The sequence below is a fragment of the Algoriphagus pacificus genome, from assembly GCF_017254845.1.
In the GTDB taxonomy this organism is placed as follows: Bacteria; Bacteroidota; Bacteroidia; order Cytophagales; family Cyclobacteriaceae; genus Algoriphagus; species Algoriphagus pacificus.
Map to the genome: position 1 here is coordinate 201,605 of NZ_JAFKCU010000004.1, position 26,972 is coordinate 228,576.

Below are 26,972 nucleotides of genomic sequence, written 5' to 3' on the forward strand. Positions count from 1 at the left end.
TTTCAAAGCCTCATCCGAAATTAAGTTTTATGTCTGAAAGAAGAAAGTTTATAAAGAAGTCGATTTTAGGATCGGCAGTTTTTATCCCTGGGATTTCCCAAGTTTTTGCAAAGCAATCCAGTCCTCAGCTAATTGGAGAAAAACCCTTGATACTTTCCACTTGGAATCATGGACTACCTGCAAATGCTGCTGCAATTGCTAAACTTAAAGAAACAGGAAGTATTTTAGATGCTGTTGAAGCTGGTGTCAAGGACACAGAGTTGGACTTGAGTAATTTGTCTGTGGGGTTACAAGGACTGCCAGATAGAGAGGGAATCACAACATTGGATGCTTCTATTATGACCGGAGATGGGGCCTGTGGATCTGTGGCTTTTGTGAGACAAGTGAAACACCCAATTTCTTTAGCTCGCGTAGTGATGGAGAAAACCCCTCATGTGATGATAGTAGGAGAAGGAGCAAGACAACTCGCTATTGCGGAAGGGTTTCCTATAGAACCAGAGGTGCTAAGTCCAAAAGCAAAGGAAGCCTACGAAAAGTGGAAGATTGAAAGTAAATATAAACCGGTAATCAATATCGAAAACCATGATACCATTGGGATGATTGGTATGGATGAAGCGGGTAATTTGGCAGGAAGCTGTACCACAAGTGGATTGGCGTATAAAATGCATGGAAGAGTAGGAGATAGCCCTGTTATTGGAGCTGGATTGTTTGTAGATAATGAAGTAGGAGCAGCTACGGCGACAGGACTTGGTGAATCAATCATACGAATTTGTGGAAGCTTTTTGATCGTGGAATTGATGCGTCAAGGCAGAACTCCTCAAGAAGCCTGTGAAGAAGCGGTAAAACGTTTGATCGCTAAAAACAGCAAAAATATCAAAGATATTCAGGCTGGATTTTTAGCTATGAATAAAGAAGGGGAAATTGGTGCTTTTGCCGTTCATCCTGGGTTTAATTTTGCCAAGGGAACCATGCAATCAAACCAGATGATAGATTCAAAGAGTCATTTTTAAGATGGATAAAATCACCCTAGAGTCTCCGGTATTTAATGTTGAGGCAGCTTTGGCAGCGGCTGAATTTGGAGTAAACAGGTTAGAACTTTGTTCTAATTTCCCCGAAGGAGGAGAAACACCTAGTGCGGGAATGCTTAAATTCTTAAAATCTGAAGTTGATATACCCATATTTACCATGATTCGCCCTCGAGGTGGTGATTTTTCCTACTCGCAAAAAGAATTGATGGTGATGAAGCGGGACATTGAAATATTAGGAGAATTAGGGGCTGATGGGTTTGTTTTTGGGATTTTGGACTACGATGGAAATGTAAATACTGAGGCATGTGAGACTTTAATCAGAACTGCATCTGGAAAACCTTGTACTTTTCACAGAGCATTTGATGTAGTTGCAAATTATTTCGAATCCTTGGAGAAGATTATATCACTTGGTTTTGAAAGAATATTGACCTCAGGTGGGAAAAACTCAGTGACTGAAGGACTAGATCTGATTGCAGAATTAATGGAGATTGCCAAGGATAGAATAAGTATTATGCCAGGTGGAGGCACCATGCCAAAGCATGTTTTTGAACTTTCAAAGAGTGGGTTTTTAAGAGATATTCATGCATCTTGTAAGGTGTTCAAGCAATCCCCAAACAACTTTATAAATCCTCATGTTTCATTTTCTGAAGATCCAGAAGCTTTCAAAAAACATCTAAGTGTGGATCAATCGATAGTTAACGAGTTTTTAGAGGCTATCAATTCAATATGAGAGAGTTCAAAGGCTGGTTTGTATTTATTCTTTTTGCTTTGGGGGCTTGTGGCCCAATTTCCGAGCGAAAGCAACCTCCTCCCACATTAGAGCAATTAGCAGCAGCGGACCTCAATCTTTCCGGAGAGCAATTGGCAAATGCCTATTGCGCAACATGCCACGTTAAACCTGAGCCGGAGATTTTAACCAAGGTCATTTGGCAAGAAAAAGTACTCCCAGAAATGAGAAAAAGGATGGGGCTTTTTTTGGAGGAAGATTTTGGCACAACCATGCCCATTGACATGGATGTTCCCGATGGGGTTTACTCTGATTTTCCCTACATCAAGAAAGATGATTGGGCAAAATTGAAAAGCTACTATTTGGAGAATGCTCCTGATAATCCGCTTCCACAAGAAGGTAGGAAAGAGATTATAGCAGGTGTGCCTGGCTTCCAAATGATTCAGCCAGAGTATGCTGAAACTTATGCAAATCTGGTAACTATGCTTAGGGTTCATCCACAGACTGGAGACTTATGGCTGGGTCATAGATTTAAATCCTTGTTTGTCTTAGATTCTAAAAATGATTTCCAAATTCTGGATTCCATAGGCACAGATACTGCCCCAATTGACATTCGATGGGGTGAGATTGATGATACTTTTGAGCTCTTGACTATGGGTTTGATGGATCCATCTAATGACTCTGTTGGGCAAATCAGCCGATATAAAAAAGTGAATTCTTCATGGGAGGTTGAGCCTCTTGTTCAGAGTTTACAAAGACCTGTTCAGGTAGAATATGCTGATTTTAATAAGGATGGAAAATTAGATAAAGTAATCAGTGAGTTCGGAAATCATCTGGGAGAACTTTCCTTGTTTTTATCTGAAGGGGAGAGCTGGAAAAAGCAGATGTTAACTACAAATCCTGGTGCAAGGAGAGTGGTTGCAGAAGACTTAGATGATGATGGCGATTTAGACATTCTTGTATTGATGACGCAAGCCAATGAAGGGTTTTTTGCCTATATCAATGAAGGTGAAGGAGTCTTTAAAGAAAAAGCAATACTTCGTTTTCAGCCGGCTTTTGGTTCCAGTGATTTTAGGTTTGTTGACATGAACAAGGACGGATTGAAGGACCTTGTTTTAGTCAATGGAGATAATGCAGATTTATCCCAAATTTTAAAAAACTACCATGGTGTACGGATATTCTTAAATAAGGGTGATCTGGATTTTGAGTTGGCTTGGTTTTATCCCATGTATGGTGCAAGTGGTCTAGAAGTAGAGGATTTTGATCAGGATGGAGATTCAGACCTATTTGTACTGGCTTTTTTTCCAGATCAAACTCAGAAACCAAGACAAGATCTGTTGTATTTTGAGCAAAAGGAGCAGATGGATTTTAATCCTTTCGCACCTGCGGTTGGTTTTGATTCGCATTGGTTGACAATGACAAAAGGGGACTTAGATAAAGATGGAGACATGGATGTGGTGGTGGGTACTTTTGAATTTCAAGACTTATACTCAAAATCAAATAAACCTTGGAAACCGATAGTAATCTTTAAAAATCAAAAGAAATAATATTCTGTTGATATAATAATATTCAATTAATAGTACTGATTAATTTTATTTTTTAGGTTACTATTTTTATTTTTTGCTCTTTTTCCGTAAATTATTCTTTCACCTTTAAATTGTTTTGTCTATGGTTAAGAGTTTTCAAGGAGTTAGAATGGTTGAACCTAAAAAATCTCCTGCCGCCCAAATATTGGTCAAAGACCACATGAGTACTAACCTTGTCACATTCCATCCAGATGATACAATTGACATGGTATTAGAAGTACTCACCAAAAGAAAGATCTCGGGTGCTCCTGTTGTGGATGAATCTGGGTCTCTTGTAGGTATTATTTCGGAGGTAGATTGCTTAAAAGAGATTATAAAGGGTAAATACACCAATACACCTAAATTCCCTGGGAAAGTGAGGGAACATATGAGTACCGATGTTATCACTTTGGGACAAGATCTTTCACTTTTTGATGCCGCCCAAAAATTTTTAGAATTGAAAATCAGGAGATTTCCTGTGATGAAGGATGGGCGATTAATTGGTCAAATAAGTTTAAGTGATGTCATTAGGGCATTTCCTAAGCTTAAGCAGACTACATGGTAATAAAGAAGGTCCCAATTGGGACCTTCTTTATTTTGATAGCTGTAGAGCTCTCTCTACGTCCTCAATAATATCATCTACATGTTCCAGTCCCACGGAAAGTCTCACCAAGCCATCTGTAATCCCAACTCTGGCTCTTTCTTCTACAGATAGTTTGCTATGAGTAGTCGAAGCAGGGTGAGTAACGATGCTTCGACTGTCACCAAGATTTGCAGTCACAGAAATCATTTGAAGGTGATCAATGAATCGCTGTGCTCTTGCTACTCCTCCTTTTACTGTTAGCGTTATAATTCCTCCACCAAGTTTCATTTGTTTTAATGCTAACTCATGTTGAGGATGTGATTTTAGAAAAGGGTATTTGACATTTTCAAGTTCAGCGTTTCCTTCGAAATAGCTTGCTACTTTCAAAGCATTGTCACAATGTCTGTCCATTCTCACACCTAATGTTTCCATGCTTTTGGAAAGAATCCAAGCGTTGAAAGGTGAAATAGCTGGCCCTGTATGTCTGGTGAAAAATTGAACTTCTTTCATCAACTCTTCTGTACCTAGAATAAGTCCACCGAGTACTCTTCCTTGGCCATCGATATATTTTGTTGCGCTATGTGTCACAATATGAGCTCCCCATTTTGCTGGCTGCTGCAGGTAAGGAGTTGCGAAACAATTATCAACCACCAAGATTAGATTGTGAGCTTTTGCAAAATTTCCAGCCCCTTCTAGATCGATAATTTCCAGCCCTGGATTAGAAGGAGTCTCTATGAATAGCATTTTGGTATTGGGCTGAACTAAGCTTTCCCAATTAGCGATATCAGAAATATCTCCATAGGTTGATGTGATTCCCCATTTTGGAAATACCCTTGTCAATAATTGATGTGTTGATCCAAAAAGTGAGCGAGAGGCCAAAACATGATCTCCCTGTTGCAATAGTGAAGCGATACTTCCAAACATTGCTGCCATCCCGGAAGCAGTAGCAATTCCTGATTCAGTCCCTTCTGCAGCACAGATTTTTTCAATTAAATCAGTGGAATTAGGGTTGGCATACCTAGAATAAATGTTTCCCTGAATTTCATCAGCAAACATGGCTCTTGCCTCTTCTGCAGAATCAAAAGTGAAGCTGGAGGTTAGGTATAGGGGAGAGGAATGCTCTTTTTGGTTGGATTTAGAAGAGTTAATCCTGATGGAATTGGTTTCGAAATGCTTTCTCATCGCAGAATGCCTTGATTAAATATGGACATAAAATGGCTCAATCAGTTTGAGAAAGTCAAACCATTGGCGGTCAAATCGAACTAAAAAGGGATTATTTTTTTGTAAAGCCAATTTATAGTTCCCGCTAAGGGTAGGACTTGGCACCTTTCAACCGAGGTGGATGGTTGCCAGAGGGTCAATGAGCCTATTCTCTCGCCTCTTCTTTATAAATCAGTTGCCTGAAGTGCTGCAAAGTAAACCTGTGTCAGGTTGATTTCCAAATCAATTTGAATCAATTATTAAACTGATTCATCGTTCGCTCAATCCCAATGGTGCAAAATGCCAGACACATTTCTATAGCTTTATCCATGATGATTGGAAGTTCGGCAAATTCATCTTGGGTAAATTTACCAAGTACAAAGTCTACTTGCCTTCCTTTTGGAAAGTCATCTCCAATTCCCATTCGTAGTCTTGGGTAATTTTGACCGCCTGTCAGCTCTTCAATATTTTTTAATCCATTATGACCTGCTGCACTACCTTTTGGTTTCATTCTTAATTTCCCAAAAGGAATGGCTACGTCATCTACTAGGACCAAAACATTTTCTTTGGGGATCTGTAATTCCTTCATCCAGTAATTCATTGCCTTACCACTTAGATTCATATAAGTGGTGGGTTTGATAATATGGATATTTCTGCCTTTGTATTTGAATTCGGTTTTGAAAGCAAGTCGTTCGCTCTTCCAGGAGATGGATTCTTTGTCTGCCAATCGATCAACAGTCAGAAAGCCGATGTTATGACGGGTTAGTTCGTATTCTGGCCCGATGTTTCCCAGACCAACGAGAAGATATTTCATAGGGTAGTCATTCTATGGGTAAAAATAAAAAATCCTGCCCAGTTAAGGAGCAGGATTTTAGTGTTGATGCGAAGCAGATTAATCTTCTACTTTCTTGCCTCTTAGAGCTCTTGGGATACCGATAGTAACCAAAGAAACGTTAGGGCTTGTAAGGATTTCAAAACCTTCTGCGTTCAATTCTGCAACTTTGAATGATTTACCCAAATCAAGGTTAGAAATGTTAGCTTCGATATAGTCAGGAAGGTCATTAGCCAATCCTTTCACTTTCAATTTTCTAGTTTTGAATTCAAGTTTACCACCTTTAGCAATACCTGGAGAAGATCCAGTTACTTTTACAGGGATTTCAAACTTGATTGGCTTGTCTTCAGTGTAAGCCATAAAGTCAGCGTGAAGCAAAGTTTCACTAACTGGGTGGAATTGAGCTTCTTTCAAAACAGCCTTCACGATTGTTCCTTCGATGTTCAATTCAACCAAATGTACTTCAGGAGTGTAGATCAAGTCTCTGAACAAAATGATCGGAGAATAGAAATGGATTTGCTCAGGAATACCTGGTCCATAAACTACGCAGGGAACATTGCCTGTTTCTCTGATTTCTGTTAGAGAGGCACCGTCGAGATTTGCTCTTTTAAACCCTATAATCTCAAGTGTTTTCATAAGATATATATTTAATAAAATTGGTTCTTAAATAAATAAAGAACTGATAGAGGTGTGACCTGTTACAGCATGAATTGCTTTTGCAAATAGGTCAGCTACTGTCAATACTTTAATTTTTGAAGACTTCTGTTTTAAAGGAATAGTATCAGTGATTACCAATTCCTGAAGCACAGAGCCTTCAATATTTTCATAAGCTTTACCAGAAAGAACACCATGGGTTACAACAGCTCTTACTGATTTAGCCCCTTTTTCCATGATGATTTGAGCTGCTTTACACAAAGTGCCTGCAGTATCTACCAAATCATCAATTAGAATGACATCTTTTCCTTCAACTTCACCAATGACTTGCATAGAAGCAATTTCATTGGCTCTTTTTCTGTGCTTATCACAGACTACCATTTCTACCTCAAAATGCTTTGCATAAGCCCTAGCTCTAGCAACTCCACCCACATCTGGTGCGGCGAAAATCATATTGTCTAGGTTGAGGCCGCTCAAATAGGGCACAAAGATAGCTGATCCATTCAAGTGATCCAAAGGAAGATCAAAAAAACCTTGAATTTGTCCTGCATGAAGATCGCAAGTCATAATTCTGTCAGCACCTGCGGATGTAATCATGTTTGCTATTGCTTTTGCAGCGATGGAAACCCTTGGCCTGTCTTTCCGATCCTGTCTGGCATATCCGAAATATGGAATCACAGCACATACTTTATAAGCACTGGCTCTTTTCGCAGCATCAATCATCAGGCATAACTCTAGAATGTTATCACTAGGAGGGTTCGTGCTTTGGATCAAAAACACGGTACATCCACGGATAGATTCATCAAAGCTAGGAGACATTTCACCGTCACTGAATTTTGACATGGTGAGTTCGCCCAGCTTTTTTCCGTAGTTTTTTGCGATTTTCTCTGCTAGTAATTGGCTGTTTCCGCCGGAAAAGATTTTGACTTCGGACATGTTTGGTGGTTTATTCGGAGAAGAAAAGGATAGATTTCGTAAGCAAAAATAATAAAAATTGATGGGAAGGCTAAGGGATTGCAATTTCATTCAAAATATTAATTTTTTGGAATTGCCTTGATTGATTTCAAATCACTCAACCTACCGCGCTAACAACTTGCCATCCTTCCAGTCCGTGTTTGCTTATTTCATTGTGGTATTATTCCGATCCTGTAAAAATTTAAAAATAGAAGGTAGTCTCAAACAGATACCTCTTTTTTCATAGTATTTTAGGAGAGGTTAAGTCAATCCCCAACCAAATTATAGCTTATGAAAAAACGATTTACGCTCTTTATGATTATGATGAGCTTTTGGTCCTTTGGACTTTTTGCTCAGTCAGTTCCCACACCAAAGTCTCATTTTGGATTTGATATAGGGGATGATTATAAACTTGCCACATTCACACAATCTGAAGAATATTTTAAAAAAGTAGCAGATGCTAGTGATCGAGTAAGACTAGTAGAAATTGGAAAAACAGAATATGGGAGATCACACCCCATGATGATAGTGACTGCTCCAGCTAATTTTGAAAAGCTGGACAGATACAAGGAAATTTCTCAGACCCTCGCTAGGGCAGAAATCTCTAAAGAAGAGGCAGAGAAGTTAGTCATTGAAGGAAAGCCTGTAGTTTGGATAGATGGAGGACTACATGCCAATGAAGTGGTAGGGCCTCATCAGTTGATCGAGACGCTTTATCAACTTGCTTCAAGAACTGACGAAGAGACAATGAAGATTTTGGATAATGTGATTATCCTACTTGTCCACGCCAATCCTGACGGGATGGAAATCATGTCAGAATGGTACATGAGAAAAGACAATCCGGAAGAAAGAGATCAAAACATTCCTATCCTTTATCAAAAGTATGTGGGTCACGACAATAACCGTGATTTCTACATGAATAACATGAGTGAAGCAGCGAATATGTCGCTTCAACAGTATGTAGAATGGATTCCGCAGATCATTTACAATCACCACCAATCTGGACCAGCGGGTACAGTTGTGGCAGGTCCTCCATACAGAGATCCTTTCAATCATGTTTTTGATCCGCTAATTATTACAAGTTTGGATGCAGTTGGTGCTTCAATGATCAATAAGCTTCATCAAGAGGATAAGCCTGGATATACTCGATTAGATGGATCGGTTTTTTCAACTTGGTGGAATGGTGGATTAAGAACCACTCCTTATTACCATAACATCATCGGTATCTTAACTGAAATCATTGGTAATCCAACTCCTTCAACTGTTCCTTTGGTGCCAGATAGGCTTATTCCAAACAATGGGACTCCCTATCCGGTAACTCCTCAAGAATGGCATTTCAGAAGATCAATTGATTATTCTGTTTCCCTGAACTATGGCATTTTAAACCATGCAGTAAGACATGGAGATGAATTGCTTTATAATATTTACCTAATGGGGAGAAATGCTATCGAAAAAGGCAGCAAGGACAATTGGACCATGTATCCAAAATATGCTCAGGCTGTTCAGGATGCTTTTGAAGCTTCTCAGAAAAAGAAATCGGAAGATGATGAAGATGCAGTCTTTTTTGGCTTTAGATCAGGAATACCAGCACAATTCTATGATTCAGTTTATAAAGATCCAGCTAGAAGAGATCCAAGAGGATATATTTTGTCAGCTGACCAACCTGATTTTCCAACAGCTATCAAATTCTTAAATGCCTTAATTAAATCTGGAATTTTAGTCCACAAGGCTACAGCTGAATTTACAGTAAATGGAAAAACTTATCCAGCTGGGTCTTATGTGGTCAAAACAGATCAGGCTTTCCGTCCGCACGTGATTGATATGTTTGAGCCACAAGATCACCCGAATGACTTTTTGTACCCAGGCGGACCTCCGATCAGACCTTACGATGCTGCTGGTTGGACTTTAGCATATCAGATGGGTTCAGAAATAGATCGCATCATGGAAGATTTTGATGGTCCGTTTGAGCGCATGCCTTATGGTGAGATTTTAAACCCTGATCCAAAAGCATTAGTAGCCAGCTCAGGTTATTTATTGGATGCTAGAGGGAATAATAGTTTTATGGCTGTAAATGATCTTTTGAAAGCAAAAGTTAAGGTTTATAGAACAAGTTCTGAAGTAAACGGTCTTCCTGCTGGATCCTTCTATGTTGGAGGAGCTGGTAAGAAAGTTTTAGAAAATGCAGCACAAGAATACGGTGTATATCCTGTAGCAGTCAAAGGGATACCTTCTGGCGCAAAAGAGATTAAGCCGGCTAGAATTGGTCTTTTTGATCAATATGGTGGTTCTATGCCATCTGGTTGGGTGAGATGGATGATGGAACAATTCCATTTCCCTTTCCAACTTGTTTTTCCTGAGGAAATCGACGGAGGTAATTTAAATGAGAAATTCGATGTAATCGTCTTCATCGGTCCAGGTATACCAGGGGAAAACTCCAATGGAGGAGGCTATTCAAGAAGACAGCCGAAAGCAGAAGATATCCCTGAAGAGTACAGACATATGCTGGGAGGAATTTCAACAGATAAGTCAATTCCTCAATTGAAGGAGTTCATTGAAAAAGGCGGCAATGTAATCACTGTAGGTTCTGCTACTGATTTAGCCTTCCATTTGGATTTGCCTGTGGAAGACGCCTTGGTAGAAATGGGGCCAAATGGTATGCCGAGAAGCCTTAGTGGGGAGAAATATTATGTGCCTGGTTCGGTTCTTGAAATGCACGTTGACAATTCAGTTCCTATCAATTATGGAATGGGAGATAAGGCTTATATCATGTTTAACAGAAGTCCGGTGTTTAAGCTTGCTCCTACCGCTGGAAACATGGGCGTAAAACCTATTGCTTGGTTTGGAGAAGAGGAGCCGCTAAAAAGCGGTTGGGCTTGGGGTCAATCTTACCTGAAAAATGGAGTGACTGCCTTTGAAGCTCAACTAGGCAAAGGAAAACTTTATGCATTTGGACCTGAGATTACTTTCAGAGCTCAATCACATGGAACATTTAAAATGCTATTCAATGGTCTCTATAAATAGAGCTTTCGAACTTTGATTGGAAAGCTGTCTCTAACAAGGGGCAGCTTTTTTATTTTCTTTATGTTTGGGGTAGAGGTAAACTTCAGTTTCAATTTTCAGTATACCATCTAAAATAAAGTTAATGGATACCTATTTACATTATGTGCATGCTGAGTTAGGGTCTTGGTTGATTCAAATGAAGAAAAAGCCAAGTCTTTTTGGGAAAATAACTCACGGAGTTCAGGGGAAGATAAATAGTTGGATTCCTGAAAAAGTACATAGAGCCATCACGGTGGCGATTGAAAATATGGTGAAAGCTGTTATCACAGGTTCATCCTGGATTCGCCCTAAGCCAAAAAAAGATCTTGATTTAAAAGAACGGGAAACCAAGATCAGAAAGAGAATCAAGTGGTATAGAAATACAGCTTCTGTAGAAGGTGCTGTAACAGGAGCTGGAGGTATTCTGTTGGGATTTGCCGATTTCCCTGCTTTTTTAACTATTAAGATGAAAATGCTTTTTGATATTGCTGCTCTGTACGGTTTCGATACCAAGGATTATAAAGAGCGGTTATTCCTTCTTTATGTATTTCAATTATGCTTTTCATCCCAGCAAAGAAGAAATGATTTGGTAGGATTGATTGAAAATTGGGATGAATTCCAAGAGACTTTACCCGCTGATTTCAGCCAGTTTGATTGGAAAACTTTTCAGCTGGATTACCGGGATTACATCGATTTGGCGAAGCTTGCACAATTAATCCCTATTGTTGGAGCTGGTGTAGGAGCCATTGCTAATTATAAGCTTACAGAGCAATTAGGGAAAGTGGCTATGAATGCCTTTAGGCTTAGAGTGCTGAAATAAAAAAACCTTCCCGATTAGAGGAAGGTTTTGGTTGGTCTACTAGGGCTCGAACCTAGACTCTTCTGAACCAAAATCAGACGTGTTGCCAGTTACACCATAGACCAGTAATAAAAGATTTCCCTGAGGGGTTTCTTTTAAAGTGTCACAAAGGTAGAATCTCCTTTCTTTTTTTCCAAACTAGCAAAAAAAGTTTTTTTCAGAATTAGCTTAATCACCTTTGATTCAGTGAATAAAGTTTATTTTTTCTGTTTTTTGCTCTGAATGCTAGCAGTATATCCATTGAAAATAATTTGATTTTGAAATCAGCTTGGAAAACGTTTGAAATTACGATTCTGTTAATTTTCAGATAGATATATTGTTTTATCGAAAAAATATCTAGAGTTTTGTTTGAAAAATAAAAATATATCGAAACAAAACTACTAACAATGCAAATCGAAAAATTAGAAAAAACGCTTCCTGAAGTTATTCAGAAGCTAGAAAAATTAAAGCTTGGAGATTCACTTGCTGCTGAATTATCTTGGTGCTGGGTGAGTTTTAAAAACGACCAAAATCCAGTAGGAGTAATCGAAAAAAGTGAAAAAGCTATTGCTTTGTTTAAAGAAGTAAGAGAGAAAAACTCTCGTGCAGTTTCTAAGAAACTGATTGAAGATTTTGAAAAATCTCTGAATTAATCAAAAAAGAAAAGCTCGCCAATTGGCGAGCTTTTTTTATCTAGGTATGTGAGAGGCTTATTCGCCTACAACCACAAACTTAACTTCTGTTTTTACTTCTCTGTGTAAATCTACCTCAGCAGCGAATTCTCCAGCACCATCAACTGGTACATTGATAGAGATTTTTTTTCTGTCGATATCGATTCCATTAGCTGCAAGAGCGTCAGCAATCTGAAGTGTAGTTACTTTTCCGAAGATTTTACCTGATTCACCGATTTTTGCTTTGATTTCAAGAGTCAATTGGCTCAATTTCTCTGCAATGTTCTCAGCTTCAGTCTTGATTTTCTCTGCTTTGTGAGCAGCTTGCTTGATGTTCTCGGCAAGGATTTTCTTGTTTGAACCGGTTGCCAAAACTGCATATCCTTGAGGGATAAGGTAGTTTCTTCCGTAACCAGGCTTTACTTCAACCAAGTCGTTTTTATAGCCAAGACCTTTGATGTCTGTTTTTAGAATGATTTCCATTTGTAATGATCTTTTTTGATTGGACGATACAAGACCGAATTATTTCAAACCATCGGTTACGAATGGCAACAAAGCCAAATGTCTTGCTTTTTTGATGGCATTAGCCACTTTCTTCTGGTACTTTGCAGAGTTTCCAGTAAGTCTTCTAGGAAGAATTTTACCTTGCTCGTTTACAAATTTCAACAAGAAGTTAGGGTCTTTGTAATCAATGTACTTAATGCCATGCTTTTTGAAACGGCAATATTTTTTTCTGATTTCGCCTCTATTGATTGGCTCGTTTACTAGTGTCATTTGGTGGCTTCCTCCTTAGCTTCAACTTTTTTGTTAAATTCTCCTTTTCTTCTTCTTTCGGCATAAGCAATACCATGCTTCTCCAGAACAGTAGTCAAGAATCTCATTACTTTTTCATCTCTTCTAAATTCTAGTTCGAATTTGCGGATGATAGTAGGGTCGGCCTTGAACTCAACCAAAACATAAAAACCTGTAGTCTTCTTGTCAATGGTATAAGCCATTTTCTTTAGACCCCAGTTTTCCACATTAATAACATCTGCTCCCTCTTCTTTTAACAAGTTCACAAACTTGTCTACGGTATCCTTCATCTGAACATCAGACAAAACGGGAGTTAAAATGAATACCGTCTCGTAATTTCTTTGGAACATTTTTAAATGTGTTTAAGGAATTTGAATAAACAGACCGCAAAAGTAGGAGAAATAAGGCTCTATTCCAAATAGATATCCAAATCTTATTTGGTTTATTTCATAAAAAAACCTCCCGAAGGAGGCTTGATTTATTTTACTGTAAAGGTCTTGGACCCGACTTGATAATTGTCTACGAAAATTCGGACTTCATGATCTCCTGAGACATAATCAGAACCTTTCTCATAATAAAAAGTCAACTCCTGTTCTGTATTGTCAAATATGATGTCCTGCTTGACAGTGTAAAATTCTTCCACTCCATCCATCATGAATGTTCCAGAACCCTTTGCCACATCAAATATTGGTTGTGTATTCGGTGCCAAAATCTGAACATAAACATTTCTTGGTCCTTTTTCAGCCACTTTATTGTCAGCAAGATTGAAACTTACTTTGATTCTTTCTATTTGACGATTTCTAAAGTCTTTGGTAGTCTCAACTCGTTCTTTGCCTCTTGAGTTAACTGCAGCAATATTGATGTTTTCAGCTTTCAGCATCGCAGCAATATTGACTTTGGCCTGAAGATCTTCTTTTTGAATGTTTAACTGAGCGACTTCTTCTTCAATCTCTGCCTGAGTAGATTTGAGATCTTGATTTTCTGCAAAGAGCTGTTGATTCATCGCACGTAATTCAAGTATTTCTTGATCTTTCTCCTCGATCAGGCCACTATAGCTTCTGATTTTTTCATTCAACGCTGCGATTTCATTGGCACTACGTTGACGGGAAGTATTTCTCTCAGCAATAAGTTGATCTCTCACTTCTTCAAGCGCCTTTACATTTCCTCCTAATTTCTCGATTTCTTGAATCCTTAAATCCAATTGGAATCTCATTGAATCCAATCGTTTATTCAATTCGTTGTTTTCAGTAGATAGAAGTAAAATCTCTTCTGTCTTTTTACTTCTGTCTACATAATCTGTGTAAAGCTTGATACCGCTGATAATTACCAGGAGGACAAGAACAATGATGATAATATTTTTACCTTGATCCTTCTTTTCCTTAGATTCTGATTCGAAGTTTGTGCTCATGACAATTTTAAATAGGGCTTATTTATGGCTGATTTAGACGAAAACTATTGGTCCGAACGTTATAGAAATGCTTCAACTGGCTGGGATATTGGTTTTCCTTCTCCCCCTATTGTGCAATATTTAGACCAAATTGAAAATAAAGAGGTCGAAATTCTCATTCCAGGTGCTGGCAATTCCTATGAAGCGTCCTATGCTTTTAAAAAGGGCTTTTCCAATGTGAATATTTTGGATTTGTCCCGAGAGCCATTGAATAATTTCAAGAGGGCAAATCCAGAATTCCCCGATTCTCAGTTACATCATGAGGATTTTTTCCTCCATATGCATCAATATGACCTAATCTTAGAACAAACATTTTTTTGTGCGATTGATCCCCGTTTAAGAGAAAAGTATGTGACTAAAGTGCATGAACTTTTAAAGCCAGGAGGAAAATTAGTGGGAGTTTTATTCAATCGTCATTTCGAGTTACAGGGTCCTCCTTTTGGAGGAGATAAGGAAGAATATCAATTGCTTTTTTCTAAAAAATTCAAAGTGGAATGCCTTGAAACCTGCTATAATTCGATTCCTCAAAGGCAGAATTCTGAGGTATTTATCATTATGAAAAAATCAAATGCTTAGCACATAATCTGTTTTTCCTCCAGGTGCTTCAAAAAATAAGATTCCGCATTCGTAGAAGTCCAAACTCAATTTAACCTTAGGGTTCGCCTTGATTTCCTTCCACGCTTTCGCCATTTCTTTTGACCAATAAATATCTCCTATGGCGACGATTGATTGGGGTGAAATTTTCTCCAAAAGTAAATGAAAAGAAGTCATTGTGCCTTCATAGGTATGATTGGCATCGACTAATGCAAAATCCACTTGAGGCAAACCCTTTAAAATTTCGGGAAGACTTTGTTGGATTTCTCCTAAAATAAATTCGATATTTTTTGTGTCAGCATTTCTTTTAGCCACGTCCTGTATTTCTTTTGAACCCTCGAAAGTAAATACTTTTCCATGGGTGACTTCTGCGAGATACCTGCTACTGATACCCATGCAAGTGCCTAGTTCAATGACATGCTTTGCTTTAGTCAGGCTACAGAAATATTGATACAGTTTTGCAAACTTGGGTGAGCTCGTACTGTATTTGGTGATTAATGCGACTTTTCTCTTGAATGTATTAACCTTTTTAGATCCAGCTCCTAAATCCAATACCTCTATAACTTCATCAGAATCTAGTAGAGATCTCCTAAAAGATTCAATCTCATTATTTCCCTTATTTTCCTCTTTTAAAAAGGATACCAGATTAGAATAAATGGAATAAACAAAAGGGGATTGAAGAGAATGTCCATCCTCTTTTTTCAGCCAATGATTAAGGTATGCAAAAAGCGGAAAAAGCTTATTCGGCAAATTAATTGTGGAAAATATTGGCAATCATTTGGAATTCGGGAACTACCACTTCAATGCTTTTCCCATCGAAAAGTTTTTCCATGTAGTATATTCCTTTCATTTTCCCGAGGCCTGATTTTAGATTGCAGCCAGAGACATAGCTGTGAGACTCGCCGGTTTCCAAAATAGGTTGTTGTCCTACTACGCCGTCACCTTCTACGATTTTGGGTGATTCTGCCGCATCAAAAATCTCCCATTTTCTTTTTAAGAGTTGGACAGTGTAGGGGCTTTTATTTTGAATAGTTACTTTGTATGTAAATACATAATGGTGCTGATGAGGACTTGAAAATTCAGCCTGATAAGTAACTTCAACACTTACTTGAATTCCTTCTGTTACAGCAGTTACCATTTGAGTAGGGATTAAAAAGAATGTAAATATACAATTGTGAATTTGAAAATCAATATTTTAAACTATGGATGTAAAAATTGAACCTAGTTGGAAAGAAGTTTTAGCATCAGCTTTTGAAGACGAAACTTTCACAAATTTGGTTTCATTCCTAAAAGACGAATATCATAAAGAAAAGATTTATCCTCCAGGAAAGGAAATATTTAACGCATTTTGGCACTGCCCAATAGATCAGGTGAAAGTTGTCATCTTAGGACAGGATCCTTATCATGGACCAGGCCAAGCACATGGCTTATCTTTTTCAGTAAAACCCGGAATCCGATTCCCTCCAAGTTTGCTCAATATTTTTAAGGAAATCAAATCGGATCTTGGAATAGACCTGCCACCTAACGGAGATTTGACCCGATGGGCTGATCAAGGTGTGTTTTTGTTAAATGCAACTTTAACTGTCAGAGCTGAGCAGGCAGGTTCTCATCAAAAAAGAGGTTGGGAGGAATTTACCGACAAGGTTATTCAATTGATAAGCGAAAAGAGAGAAAATGTAGTTTTTCTGCTGTGGGGATCGTATGCACAAAAGAAATCCGAATTAATCGATACTTCTAAACATTTGATTCTAAAAGCACCTCACCCAAGCCCTTTATCTGCTCACCGAGGGTTTCTCGGATGTGGTCATTTTTCGAAAACAAATTCTTATTTGGAGTCGAAAGGATTAAAACCAATAGCATGGTAATAAAAAATCCGGCAATGTGAGTTGCCGGATTTTTTTATTATTCGATTCCTTTAAAGAATCGGCTCCATCTAATTTTATTAAACATGGATTCGTATTTATCTAAGGAAAGCCATAAGAACCAAGCCTTTCCTACGATATGATCCTCTGGCACAAATCCCCAGAATCTGGAATCCAAAGAGTCATGTCGGTTGTCTCCCATCATGAAATAGTAATCCTGCTTGAAAGTATAGCTATCAACTTTTTGACCATCGATTACCATAGATCCATCTTGCATGGCTACAGATTCATGGCCCTCGTATTTTTGAATAGTAAAGAAATACTTTTGTAGGTTTTCTGCTGTCAACTGGATGGATTCTCCTTTAGAAGGAACTTTCAATGGTCCAAAATTATCAGCATTCCACTTAAAGTCTGTATTTTCTGGGAAAATTCTAGGATCTCTAAAATTTGATTTTTCAACTCTTTTTGTAACTGAAGTGATTACTGGAGAAGATTCTAATCTTGAAATGACTTCATTAGTTGCAAATACCATATAGCCTGATCCATCTGAAAATGCAAGATAACTATCTGGATTTACACCATATTCCATAAAGAAATCCGGATTCAAAGGTCTATTGGAAATCACATCATAAGAAAACTGCATTTCTTCAGGCTTCATTGCCATTTCACCATTAACATAAAGATCGGAATTTTTAATTTCGATCACGTCTCCAGGGATACCTACGGCCCTTTTGATATAGTTGGTTTTCAAGTCAGGTGGATATTGAAATTCTGTAGGGTAATTAAAAACTACTACATCATATCTTTCCACATCCGAAAATCCTGGAAGTCTATAATATGGCAATTGAATTGCATCGCTATAGGAAGGAATATTTGTTCCCCAGATTTTTTGATGGGTCAAAGGTACTTGTAAAGGCGTTTTTGGAATTCTGGTCCCGTAGTGCATTTTACTTACGAAAAGGAAATCTCCGACTAAAAGAGATTTCTCCATGGAAGCAGTAGGGATCGTAAATGGTTCTAATAATAACCATCTGATCAAACTCGCCGCTACGACTGCGAAAACCAAAGCATCTACCCATTCACGGGTTGGGGACTTTTTCTTTTTGGATTGGCTCATTTCAAATTTAATAATTTCAGAAAGATAGAAAATCATCCATGGAAAGCACACCTTTCTTTGATGGGATCCATTCTGCTACAAGCACAGCACCTAGGGCAAAACCCTGTCTGCTATGAGCAGTATGGCTAATTTCAATATCGTCTATCTCTGATTTGTACCGAATAATATGTGTTCCCGGAGCGGGATCAATTCTTTTTGAGGTAATTTCTACTGAATTTTCCTGAGAATTGGTTTCTCCAGCAAGATTCCAAGAATCTTTTTCACTTAGGTTTTTAATAATTCCTTCTGCCAGAGTGATAGCTGTTCCTGATGGAGCGTCTTTTTTAGCAGTATGATGAATCTCCTCAATGGATACTTCGTAGCCTTTTGTTTCATTCATCAGCTTGGAAAGCAATTCATTCACTTTGAAAAAGATATTGACTCCCACACTGAAATTAGAAGCATAAAAGAAACTGCCTTCTTTTTCCAGAGTCAAAGCCTCAACTTCTTTCTTTTTGTCCAACCAACCTGTGGTTCCCACGACAATAGGCACACCATGATTAATTGCCCAAGAAATGTTTTCAAAAGCAGCCTCTGGTTGGCTGAATTCAATGGCAACATCAATCTGGGAAGGATCCAATAAATCTAGATCAGATTTGTTCTCAATGTTGATTTTGCCGGCAATGGAATGCCCACGGGATTCGGCTATTTCACCGATGATTTTTCCCATTTTTCCATAACCAAGTAATAATATATTCATTTTTAAAATTTGAGTTTTACTGAAAACCCCAAGGAATTATTGCTTGAGGAGAATGTCTCAACATGAGGCTCGATACCCAACGAAAGATCATCCGAAATATCAAAGCCTGATAGATGTGCATCCACATTGGCATCGATCAAGTTAAGAGCATAGATTCCTGCCAGTAGCAAATAACACAAGTCTCGGTTTCTCCTCCAATAATCCACATTCCTAACCAATGCTTCCCTATTCAAATTTGGGAAATCATTGATATTCCCATCATCAAAATCAAACAAAGCCTGTCGGAAAACCTGATACCTTCGGTTGTTGAATCGGATAAAATAAACATCCGTCATGATTCCTGCATAGAGAATCGGAACCTTCCAGGCTTTGTTATTATAAATCTGCCCGGCTCCAGGAAGAATAGCAGACATGATAGTCGCCTTCCTTGGATTTTTAGGAAGGTTCGAATAATCTGGTTTTTCTTTTTTTACAGGAGAAGGTTTTGATTCAACCTGAGTTTGCTGCGCAAAGGTGCTACAATTTATAAATAAGCACAAAACCAAAAGTCCCATGAATATCCATGGGCCTTGAAGTTTGTGAAAATTATGAAAAATTAAGGTTTTCAACGGTTAAATGATTTCCAGGATTTCTAGAATTCTGTTGAGATCAGATGTGGAAGTGAAAGGGATTTTTATCTCTCCTTTATTTTTTTGGTCAGCTTTTAAAGAAACTTTGGTGCCAAAGTGAGAAGCCAAACGTTGCTGGATTTTACTGATCTCGTATTTTCTTACTGGATCCAAATCAGGTTTTGGAGCTTTTTCTTCTTTTCCTTCATTCAGTGCTTTGACAAGTGCTTCCACTTTTCTGACACTTAATTCTTCCTCAACAGCTTTTTTGAAAATTGCCAACTGCTTATCTACATCCTCAATGTTAATCAAAGCGCGTGCATGTCCCATAGAGATTTGCTGATCTCGAATAGCTGCCTGAATAGTAGGAGGGAGCTTCAAGAGCCTCAAATAATTATTGACAGTGGTTCTATTTTTACCTACCCGATCTCCCAACTGCTCTTGCTTCAAATCACACTCTGCCAATAGTCTTTGATAGGAGTGGGCGATTTCCAAAGCATTTAAATTCTCTCGCTGAATGTTTTCAATGAGAGCCATCTCCAGCATTTGCTGATCATTCGCAGTCCTGACATAAGCAGGGATCTGGGTCAATCCTGCAATTTTTGATGCCTGAAAACGTCTTTCTCCGGAAATCAGCTGGTATTCATTGGCATCCAGCTTTCTCACAGTGATAGGCTGAATGATACCCTGTACTTTGATAGACTCTGCCAGTTCGCTCAAGGCGTCCTTGTCGAAATGAACCCTAGGTTGGAATGGATTTACCTGGATTTCGCCAAGAGGAATTTCAAAAATCCCTGTTTTGACTACTTCCGGTAGAATTTCATCTGACTTATGTTTTGCTGGACTATCTTCCAACAAAGCGCCAAGTCCTCTTCCTAAAGCACTTTTTTTTCGATTTGGCTTATTGTCTGACATAATTAACTATTCACTTTTTGAAGGCCGTTTTTCTGAGCAATCTCGCTAGCCAGGTTAAGATAGGCAATTGCGCCTTTTCCATCCGCATCAAATGCAATCGCTGGAAGACCAAAACTTGGAGCTTCACTCAAGCGGACATTACGAGGGATTATTGTTTCAAAAACCATGTTCTTAAAATGTAACCTCACTTCTTCTACCACTTGGTTTGAAAGCCTTAGTCTTACATCGTACATGGTCAAAAGTATGCCTTCGATTTCTAAATCAGGATTTAACCTTGTTTGAATGATTTTGATGGTATTGAGCAACTTGCCCAATCCTTCCAATGCGAAATATTCACATTGTACTGGGATAATGACGGAATTAGCTGCTGTCAAGGCATTGATTGTAATCAAACCCAAAGAGGGAGAGCAATCGATGACAATGAAGTCGTATTTGTCTCTTAAATCAGAGATCACACCCTTCATTTTTTCCTCACGGTTATCTAAGTTGATCATTTCAACTTCAGCTCCCACCAAATCAATGTGTGAAGGAACCAAGTCCAAATATTCCAACTCAGTTTTTAATATGATTTCGTTGATATCAATTTCATCGACCATGCATTCGTAAATGCTGGTATTGATTGATTTTGGATCATGCCCAAGACCGGAAGTTGTATTTGCCTGAGGATCTGCATCAATCACTAAGGTTTTAAACTCCAGTACAGCAAGACTTGCAGCGAGATTCATCGCTGTAGTGGTTTTTCCCACTCCGCCTTTTTGATTGGCAATGGCAATGATTTTTCCCATGTTATTTTTTCTCGGGTAATTGAATACCAATATTAAGCAAAATCAATTCTTTTATGGCTGAAGCTTCAGGTTTTTTTGAGATAGCTCAATTAGCTATCAGTCAGTCGTCACTTCTGAAATTCACTTGCATTTAGCCAAAGAATCATGTCAAAGTCTCTCAATCAGAGTCTTTTAAATTTCAAAATTTAAGATACGACAGGGAATTGGTTTTTAGATTATGTGGCTAAAATGGCTTTTTAAATTTCTGTCATTGACAATTGTCGCCGTAATATTTTAAATGCAACGAAAAAAGGGAGCTTCAATTGAGCTCCCTTTGTATTATTTTTTTCTGTTTGTTTCAGCTGCTTTCATTGCGTCCTCCAGCTTTTGCTGAAATTTGGATTTCTTCTTGTTTACATTCTTCGCTTTACTTTCTTCCACTTTTGCTCTGATCTTCGCATCGTCTACGAAAAGCTTGATGACAGCCTGCTGGCCAAATGTAACCATATTGGAAACAAAGTAATAAAAACTCAATCCCGCAGGGTAGGAGTTAAGGATAAACATAAACATCACCGGCATGATGTAGCCCAGGTTTTTCATTGGCCCTGTTGCTGTGGTCAGCTGATTGTTAAAATGGGTGTAAACAATCTGCGAAACTGTCATCAATAGGGTGAACAAACTCACGTGAGATCCATAGAATGGAATCGTAAATGGTAGATTGATAAACGTATCATACGTTGATAAGTCAGTTGCCCAAAGGAATGATTCCTGTCTCAGTTGAATTGCATTCGGGAAGAAAAAGAACATCGCAAAAAGGAATGGCATCTGGAATACCATTGGGAGACATCCTGAAATCGGACTGACGCCCAATTGACCAAAAAGCTTCATTTGCTCTTGTTGCATTTTGGTAGGGTCATCACCATACTTTTCCTTCAATTCGTCAATTTCTGGCTTGATTACACGCATCTTAGCCATTCCGATATAGGACTTATAAGTCAAAGGAGATAGAGCCAGTTTAATGATAAATACAATCAGGATAATGATTATTCCATAATTGCTGAAGTATTTTTCTAAGAAGGCAAACAGGTTGACAATGATGTATTTATTTACCCAGCTGACAAAGAAATAACCCATGTCAACATTTTGCTCAAATCCTTCCGTTACTTTCTTTAGGGTCTTGTAATTGTCTGGACCAAAGTAAAAAGTATAAGAAGCGGAGCCATCTTTCAGAGGGATATCCAAAGATGTTTCCATGTATTTGACGATCGAGCTATCAGTAGGAGTGCTCTGTGCCAAATTCACATTTTGGAAAGTTTCATCAGCAATCAAACCTGCCGTAAAAAATCGCTGACTAAAGCCAATCCATTTTACAGGCTCTTCCACAGCTTCCTGCTCCAAGTCATCACCTACTCCTAGGTTCTCATAAGATCCTGATGCGAGGTAATAGTTGACTTGAGTTTTTCTTCTGGATTCTGCCAGATCTTTTTCATGTGCCTTAACCTGATCAGCCCAAGTTAATTGGATGGAATTTCCGGTGAAATAACCAGAATATCTGTCAATCTTAAATGATTTGTGAACCTCATAACTTCCGTCTTTCAGAGTGAAAGTTTGAATCAGTTGACCACTCTCAGTACCAGCAGCTAATGTCAGTATGTGTGTTGTGATTCCTTCTTCATCCTGTTCAGTTGTCAGTTTCGGTGTGAAATAAAGGTCATTCAAATTCAGGTTACCCATTTTGCTTTCGATAGTGAAAGCCATTTTTGAGCTTTCCTCATCGATCAAAACCAAAGGCTCTTGACTCCAGCTTTTGAATTCCTTTAATATAACCTCTTCAATTTCAGCTCCTTTTGAGGATACCTTAACTTGGATTAAGTCGTTTTCTAAAACGGTTTGTTGTGCTTCACCGGAAGTCAAGTTTGCCAAAACTCCGTATTTAGCAATTTTGGAAGCCGATACAATGCTATCGTTTTCAGGTTCAACCTGAGTTTCCATAGCTGCAGCCTGAGATTCCTGTACAGGTTCTGTCTGAGCAGTAGTTTGTACTTCTTCTACAGGTATTTCAGGTGTACTCGCAAAAAACAGCGAATAGACCAAAATAACAGCTGCGAAAAGAATTAAACCAGTCGCTTGATTTTTGTCCATAATGATAGGATAGAGCCGGAGAAATATTCTCCGTCAAACTGTGTTACTTAATTTTTTTATTGTCTATAGCCGCTTGAATGAATTTTACAAAGAGCGGTTGAGGAGTTAATACGGTACTTTTGTATTCAGGGTGGAATTGAACACCTACAAACCAAGGATGGTTTTTGATTTCAATAATTTCCACAAGCCCTGTGTCAGGATTTTTACCAGTAGCAACCATTCCTTTACTTTCTATTTCTGCAAGGTAATCGTTGTTGAATTCATATCTATGTCGGTGTCTTTCCTGAACTTTCAACTTTCCATAGGCATTGTAAGCTTTACTTCCTTTTTTGAGGTCGCAAGCATACGAACCCAAACGCATAGTTCCACCCATTTGATCGATTTTCTTTTGTTCTTCCATCAATGAAATAACTGGATCTGGAGTTTCAGGGTCCATTTCGGTGCTATTTGCTTTGCTATGTCCTAAAACATTTCTTGCAAATTCAATGACAGCGACTTGCATTCCAAGGCAAATTCCAAAGAATGGAATTTTGTTTTCTCTGGCGAATTTGACGGTTTCAATCTTACCTTCAAATCCTCTCTCTCCAAATCCTGGAGCTACCAAAATCCCATCTAAATCCTCTAGTTTCTGTTGGAAATTATCTGAATTGATTTCTTCAGAAGACATCAATTTTAAATTTACCTGACATTCGATAGAGGCTCCTGCATGGGTAAATGCTTCAATGATAGATTTATAAGCATCAGGCAAGGAAACATATTTACCAATCAAACCTATTGTAACCTCCTGGGTAGGATTTTTTAATTTGCCCAAGAAATCCTTCCAGTTTTCTAGGTCAGTATTTTCTTTCGAGCTTAGTTTAAGCTTCGACATCACGCGCTCATCCAGCTTTTCCTTTTTCATCAATAAAGGAACATCGTAAATGGAATCGGCATCCATCGCTTCTATTACAGAGTTCAGCTGAACGTTGCAAAATAGAGCAAGTTTTTTCTTTACATCAGAAGGTAAATGATACTCGGTTCTACAAACTAGGATGTCTGGCTGAATACCTGCTTCCAATAATTGTTTAACAGAGTGCTGAGTAGGCTTTGTCTTTAATTCTTTTGCGGCTTTCAGGAAAGGAATCAAGGTCAAGTGGATGACCAAAAAATTATTTTGTCCTAAATCCCATTTTGCCTGTCTTACTGCTTCAATAAAAGGAAGTGATTCGATATCACCCACACAGCCACCGATTTCTGTAATGATCACATCATACTTACCATCTTCTCCATTTTTGTAAAAGTTGGCTTTGATTTCATCTGTGATATGAGGAATTACCTGAACAGTTTTTCCTAGGAATTCACCTTTTCGTTCTTTGGTAATAACGTTGTTGTAGATTCTTCCCGTGGTGACGTTGTTACTCTGAGAAGTTGTGATGTTCAGGAATCTTTCGTAGTGACCTAAATCCAGATCAGTTTCAGCCCCATCATCCGTCACATAACACTCACCATGTTCGTAAGGATTTAATGTTCCCGGATCAATATTGAGATAGGGGTCAAATTTTTGGATGGTTACTTTGAATCCTCTGGATTGTAGCAATTTGCCTAGAGAGGCTGCAATGATACCTTTTCCGAGTGAGGAGGTAACCCCTCCTGTAATAAATATGTACTTTGTTGTTGAACCCATAAGAATGGAGGCGGGATGATTTTTGTTTGAATTCTTATGGGGCTCAAAATTACGGAAAAATCCCGATTAAGGGTCTTTAATCCTTTTGAATTTTCTCTTTTTTGAAAATTAATCTACATCTAATGATTTAGGTTTTTGTTATTGGGGTACTCTATAGTTTCAGGAATTGATACTAAATCAGCAGCGAAAAATCATCTGTATTTGGAGAAATTAAGAACTATATTTTGTGAATCCTCCGAATGATAGAAATTCATAGATGCGAATCTATTTTGGAAAGAATTATTTAAGAAGCTATAAATAATTGGTTTGGAGATGATTAAGAAATAATTTTTAAATTATCTATCTGATAGTAAGATTAATAGGTGAATGAATGACTTTGGATAATTATAATTCAAGTGCTTTTAAATTTTTCTTATTTAATCTCTTGAAATCTTTTTTAAATTTCTTTTTAAGAAATTCTTCTTTTGTAAAAACCATAATTGAATAATATCCGAAGAGGTTATTCCATTAAAAAATAAGTAAGATTCCTTTTTGGATTTTATGAAGTAGAATACGGAAGAATATTAAAATTATAATTCATTTTTATTTACATAGTTAAATAGCTGCTGTTTAATTTAATATTCCGTTTTATTTTTAATGTGTTAAATAAATTAAATTTCAATAAAAAGAAAGGTCCGTATTATTGCTAATAAACAATAATATATATATTGCACTACGTTTAACATCTTAAGAATTATCCATATGAGAGAATTAATTAAAGAGTCTATCAGTGACTTGAAAAAAAGTGATGGCTTTGTCTATGTAACAGCAGAAGGTAAAAAAATTGATCTACACGAAGCAGCAGCAAAAGGAATTGCAGTTACTCCAGTAAATCCAAAAGATGAAGTAATAAAAAAATTAGAGGCAGCAGGCCTATTTTTATTAGATGGCAAATTCTTAAATGATTTAAATGAGTTGATCAGCCTAATCAGTGGTGCAGGATCTTCTAAAGGAAAGTCTGGTAAAAGAAGAACATTTACAGATTCTGAAAAGAATAAAATTGTAGAAGAGTGGAAAAAAGTTGAGGCTGCAGGAAAGCAGACTAAAGCTGCTTTTGCAAGAGAAATCGGAGTAGGATATCAAACTTTTATTAATTGGTTGAGAGGTTAATAAAAGCTTTTCATCAAAAAAAAGACAACTGTTAAGTTGTCTTTTTTTTTATTCTGTTTTTAGTTTCTTCGAATAATAGAGCACCCAAAAAAGCATTAAAATACTAAATGCAAATAGGGAGGTGTTGAAAACAAAACCCATGTTGATTTTTGGTAAACTTAATTTAGGGAAGCTAAGCATTTGTAAACTATCTGAAAATGTAGGAATCTCATTCCAAACAGAATCAGATGTTGCACCTCCTGGTAATAATAGGATTGTCAAAACGAAAATGGTAATAATCCCTAATCCAATTAGGCGCAATGCAAAAGAGGAAATGAGTGGCTGATATATTATTGATTTTTTTGTTTCAATACTTGCCAATATTTTCAAATGGAAATCTTTGCTAGGAGATTCATTTCCCGCTTCCATTAACCATTTTTTTGTCAGCTGCTCTTCATTTGTCATGTTATGATTTTTCATAGCAGGTTGATAAGTTCAGTTTTAGTAATCTTCTGTAAGGAGTGAAGCATGTTTTTCCTTCCTCTATGTAGAAGTATTTTAATATGCGATTCTGATAGATCTGTAATTTGCTCAATTTCCTTGATACTTTGTTCTTCCAGATAAAACAAAGTTAAAACAGCAGATTCCGTTGGTTTTAATGTATCAAGTGCTTTCTTGATCAATTGTTTTCTCTCTTGGACGTGCAATTGATCTATTCCGTTTACAAAATCTGCCGGAGTTTCTTCAGTTTCAATTATCTCTTCTAGGTCAATCATATTCTTTTTGGTTTTTCTCAATCTCCCTAAAGATTCGTGGTAGATTATTTTGTATAACCAAGTTGTAAACTTTGATTTTCCTTCAAAGGACTTTAAAGAAGCATAAACTTTCATAAATGCATCTTGCGCTGTTTCTTCAGCATCTTCTTGATTTTTTAAAATCCGAAATGCCAATGTATAGGCATACTTTTCATGCTTAAGGATAAGTTGTCCAAAAGCATGCAAGTCACCCGCCAAGGTTTTTTCTATATAATGGAGGTCATCTTCGAAGCGCATTCTCAAGTATGATGCAATAAGTCCCAAAGAAGTTACAAAATATTTTTTTCAATTTTTT

29 protein-coding genes, 1 tRNA gene and 1 riboswitch are annotated in these 26,972 nt (G+C 37.7%); of the genes, 10 read left to right on the forward strand and 20 right to left on the reverse strand.

Annotated features, from left to right (window positions below):
- The first annotated feature begins 29 nt into the window (after positions 1-29).
- The 4 genes from J0A69_RS17210 to J0A69_RS17225 all read left to right on the forward strand — a co-directional run bounded on the left by J0A69_RS17210 (position 30) and on the right by J0A69_RS17225 (position 3,885).
- Entirely contained in the window at positions 30-1,010 is a 981-nt protein-coding gene (locus J0A69_RS17210; RefSeq protein ID WP_206587855.1) for an isoaspartyl peptidase/L-asparaginase family protein, read from the forward strand.
- Between the two features lies 1 nt (position 1,011).
- Positions 1,012-1,758: a copper homeostasis protein CutC gene (locus J0A69_RS17215; RefSeq protein WP_206587856.1), complete on the forward strand. Its 747-nt coding sequence runs from the start codon at positions 1,012-1,014 to the stop codon at positions 1,756-1,758.
- Entirely contained in the window at positions 1,755-3,302 is a 1,548-nt protein-coding gene (locus J0A69_RS17220) for an FG-GAP repeat domain-containing protein (protein WP_206587857.1), read from the forward strand. Before J0A69_RS17215 ends, J0A69_RS17220 begins: the two co-directional genes overlap by 4 nt.
- A 121-nt stretch (positions 3,303-3,423) precedes the next feature.
- Positions 3,424-3,885, forward strand: coding sequence for a CBS domain-containing protein (locus J0A69_RS17225; RefSeq protein ID WP_206587858.1), 462 nt, complete (start codon positions 3,424-3,426; stop codon positions 3,883-3,885).
- Positions 3,886-3,912: 27 nt separating this feature from the next.
- Here the strand turns inward: J0A69_RS17225 and J0A69_RS17230 are convergent, their stop codons facing one another.
- The 4 genes from J0A69_RS17230 to J0A69_RS17245 all read right to left on the reverse strand — a co-directional run bounded on the left by J0A69_RS17230 (position 3,913) and on the right by J0A69_RS17245 (position 7,525).
- Positions 3,913-5,085: a trans-sulfuration enzyme family protein gene (locus J0A69_RS17230; protein ID WP_206587859.1), complete on the reverse strand. Its 1,173-nt coding sequence runs from the start codon at positions 5,083-5,085 to the stop codon at positions 3,913-3,915.
- 109 nt (positions 5,086-5,194) lie between these two features.
- Positions 5,195-5,297, reverse strand: a riboswitch (SAM riboswitch).
- 59 nt (positions 5,298-5,356) lie between these two features.
- Positions 5,357-5,917, reverse strand: coding sequence for an aminoacyl-tRNA hydrolase (gene pth, locus J0A69_RS17235; protein ID WP_206587860.1), 561 nt, complete (start codon positions 5,915-5,917; stop codon positions 5,357-5,359).
- Between the two features lie 78 nt (positions 5,918-5,995).
- Positions 5,996-6,571 (reverse strand): 50S ribosomal protein L25/general stress protein Ctc, encoded by a 576-nt coding sequence (locus J0A69_RS17240; RefSeq protein WP_206587861.1) that lies wholly within the window; start codon positions 6,569-6,571, stop codon positions 5,996-5,998.
- A 27-nt stretch (positions 6,572-6,598) separates the two neighbouring features.
- Positions 6,599-7,525, reverse strand: a complete 927-nt coding sequence (locus J0A69_RS17245; protein ID WP_206587862.1) for a ribose-phosphate pyrophosphokinase — start codon at positions 7,523-7,525, stop codon at positions 6,599-6,601.
- Between the two features lie 309 nt (positions 7,526-7,834).
- Between J0A69_RS17245 and J0A69_RS17250 the strand changes: the two genes are divergently transcribed.
- Positions 7,835-10,564 (forward strand): M14 family metallopeptidase, encoded by a 2,730-nt coding sequence (locus J0A69_RS17250; protein ID WP_206587863.1) that lies wholly within the window; start codon positions 7,835-7,837, stop codon positions 10,562-10,564.
- A gap of 121 nt (positions 10,565-10,685) precedes the next feature.
- The gene (locus J0A69_RS17255; protein ID WP_206587864.1) at positions 10,686-11,402 is read left to right on the forward strand and encodes an EcsC family protein; all 717 of its coding nucleotides are present in this window, start codon (positions 10,686-10,688) and stop codon (positions 11,400-11,402) included.
- A 28-nt stretch (positions 11,403-11,430) separates the two neighbouring features.
- On the opposite strand, the gene J0A69_RS17260 is transcribed toward J0A69_RS17255, so the two are convergent.
- Positions 11,431-11,506 (reverse strand) — tRNA-Gln (locus J0A69_RS17260).
- 321 nt (positions 11,507-11,827) lie between these two features.
- Between J0A69_RS17260 and J0A69_RS17265 the strand changes: the two genes are divergently transcribed.
- Positions 11,828-12,073, forward strand: a complete 246-nt coding sequence (locus J0A69_RS17265) for a hypothetical protein (RefSeq protein ID WP_206587865.1) — start codon at positions 11,828-11,830, stop codon at positions 12,071-12,073.
- A gap of 57 nt (positions 12,074-12,130) precedes the next feature.
- On the opposite strand, the gene rplI is transcribed toward J0A69_RS17265, so the two are convergent.
- The 4 genes from rplI to J0A69_RS17285 form a co-directional block, all read right to left on the reverse strand.
- Positions 12,131-12,574, reverse strand: coding sequence for a 50S ribosomal protein L9 (gene rplI, locus J0A69_RS17270; protein ID WP_206587866.1), 444 nt, complete (start codon positions 12,572-12,574; stop codon positions 12,131-12,133).
- A gap of 39 nt (positions 12,575-12,613) precedes the next feature.
- Positions 12,614-12,865: a 30S ribosomal protein S18 gene (gene rpsR, locus J0A69_RS17275; RefSeq protein ID WP_074226515.1), complete on the reverse strand. Its 252-nt coding sequence runs from the start codon at positions 12,863-12,865 to the stop codon at positions 12,614-12,616.
- Complete coding sequence (gene rpsF, locus J0A69_RS17280; protein WP_206587867.1) at positions 12,862-13,233, reverse strand: 30S ribosomal protein S6; 372 nt, start codon at positions 13,231-13,233, stop codon at positions 12,862-12,864. The genes rpsR and rpsF overlap by 4 nt, the downstream gene beginning before the upstream one ends.
- 128 nt (positions 13,234-13,361) lie before the next feature.
- The gene (locus tag J0A69_RS17285) at positions 13,362-14,291 is read right to left on the reverse strand and encodes a hypothetical protein (RefSeq protein ID WP_206587868.1); all 930 of its coding nucleotides are present in this window, start codon (positions 14,289-14,291) and stop codon (positions 13,362-13,364) included.
- Between the two features lie 24 nt (positions 14,292-14,315).
- Between J0A69_RS17285 and J0A69_RS17290 the strand changes: the two genes are divergently transcribed.
- Positions 14,316-14,906 carry a methyltransferase domain-containing protein gene (locus J0A69_RS17290; protein WP_206587869.1) on the forward strand — a complete coding sequence of 197 codons (591 nt, stop codon included), beginning with the start codon at positions 14,316-14,318 and terminating at the stop codon, positions 14,904-14,906.
- On the opposite strand, the gene J0A69_RS17295 is transcribed toward J0A69_RS17290, so the two are convergent.
- The gene (locus tag J0A69_RS17295) at positions 14,895-15,698 is read right to left on the reverse strand and encodes an O-methyltransferase (RefSeq protein ID WP_236032975.1); all 804 of its coding nucleotides are present in this window, start codon (positions 15,696-15,698) and stop codon (positions 14,895-14,897) included. The two genes, J0A69_RS17290 and J0A69_RS17295, sit on opposite strands and share 12 nt — an antisense overlap.
- Positions 15,676-16,062: a Co2+/Mg2+ efflux protein ApaG gene (apaG, locus tag J0A69_RS17300; RefSeq protein WP_206587870.1), complete on the reverse strand. Its 387-nt coding sequence runs from the start codon at positions 16,060-16,062 to the stop codon at positions 15,676-15,678. Before apaG ends, J0A69_RS17295 begins: the two co-directional genes overlap by 23 nt.
- A 64-nt stretch (positions 16,063-16,126) precedes the next feature.
- Here apaG and ung point away from each other — a divergent pair, with 64 nt between their 5' ends.
- On the forward strand, positions 16,127-16,789 hold the full coding sequence (gene ung, locus J0A69_RS17305; protein ID WP_206587871.1) for a uracil-DNA glycosylase: 663 nt from the start codon (positions 16,127-16,129) through the stop codon (positions 16,787-16,789).
- Positions 16,790-16,826: 37 nt separating this feature from the next.
- On the opposite strand, the gene lepB is transcribed toward ung, so the two are convergent.
- The 7 genes from lepB to J0A69_RS17340 all read right to left on the reverse strand — a co-directional run bounded on the left by lepB (position 16,827) and on the right by J0A69_RS17340 (position 24,734).
- A complete protein-coding gene (gene lepB, locus J0A69_RS17310; RefSeq protein ID WP_206587872.1) occupies positions 16,827-17,903 on the reverse strand; it encodes a signal peptidase I in 1,077 nt (358 codons plus the stop codon).
- Positions 17,904-17,919: 16 nt separating this feature from the next.
- A complete protein-coding gene (gene dapB, locus J0A69_RS17315; RefSeq protein WP_206587873.1) occupies positions 17,920-18,642 on the reverse strand; it encodes a 4-hydroxy-tetrahydrodipicolinate reductase in 723 nt (240 codons plus the stop codon).
- Between the two features lie 2 nt (positions 18,643-18,644).
- Entirely contained in the window at positions 18,645-19,250 is a 606-nt protein-coding gene (locus J0A69_RS17320) for a DUF5683 domain-containing protein (protein WP_236032979.1), read from the reverse strand.
- 3 nt (positions 19,251-19,253) lie between these two features.
- Entirely contained in the window at positions 19,254-20,165 is a 912-nt protein-coding gene (locus tag J0A69_RS17325) for a ParB/RepB/Spo0J family partition protein (protein ID WP_206587874.1), read from the reverse strand.
- Between the two features lie 2 nt (positions 20,166-20,167).
- Positions 20,168-20,950, reverse strand: a complete 783-nt coding sequence (locus J0A69_RS17330; protein ID WP_206587875.1) for a ParA family protein — start codon at positions 20,948-20,950, stop codon at positions 20,168-20,170.
- A 318-nt stretch (positions 20,951-21,268) separates the two neighbouring features.
- Complete coding sequence (gene yidC / locus J0A69_RS17335) at positions 21,269-23,071, reverse strand: membrane protein insertase YidC (protein ID WP_206587876.1); 1,803 nt, start codon at positions 23,069-23,071, stop codon at positions 21,269-21,271.
- Positions 23,072-23,114: 43 nt separating this feature from the next.
- Positions 23,115-24,734 carry a CTP synthase gene (locus J0A69_RS17340; RefSeq protein WP_206587877.1) on the reverse strand — a complete coding sequence of 540 codons (1,620 nt, stop codon included), beginning with the start codon at positions 24,732-24,734 and terminating at the stop codon, positions 23,115-23,117.
- Positions 24,735-25,475: 741 nt separating this feature from the next.
- On the opposite strand from J0A69_RS17340, the gene J0A69_RS17345 reads away from it, so the two are divergent.
- The gene (locus J0A69_RS17345) at positions 25,476-25,883 is read left to right on the forward strand and encodes a hypothetical protein (protein WP_206587878.1); all 408 of its coding nucleotides are present in this window, start codon (positions 25,476-25,478) and stop codon (positions 25,881-25,883) included.
- A gap of 48 nt (positions 25,884-25,931) precedes the next feature.
- Here J0A69_RS17345 and J0A69_RS17350 read toward each other — a convergent pair whose 3' ends face one another.
- Complete coding sequence (locus J0A69_RS17350; protein ID WP_206587879.1) at positions 25,932-26,327, reverse strand: hypothetical protein; 396 nt, start codon at positions 26,325-26,327, stop codon at positions 25,932-25,934.
- Positions 26,328-26,338: 11 nt separating this feature from the next.
- Complete coding sequence (locus J0A69_RS17355) at positions 26,339-26,941, reverse strand: RNA polymerase sigma factor (RefSeq protein ID WP_206587880.1); 603 nt, start codon at positions 26,939-26,941, stop codon at positions 26,339-26,341.
- Positions 26,942-26,972: the final 31 nt, after the last annotated feature.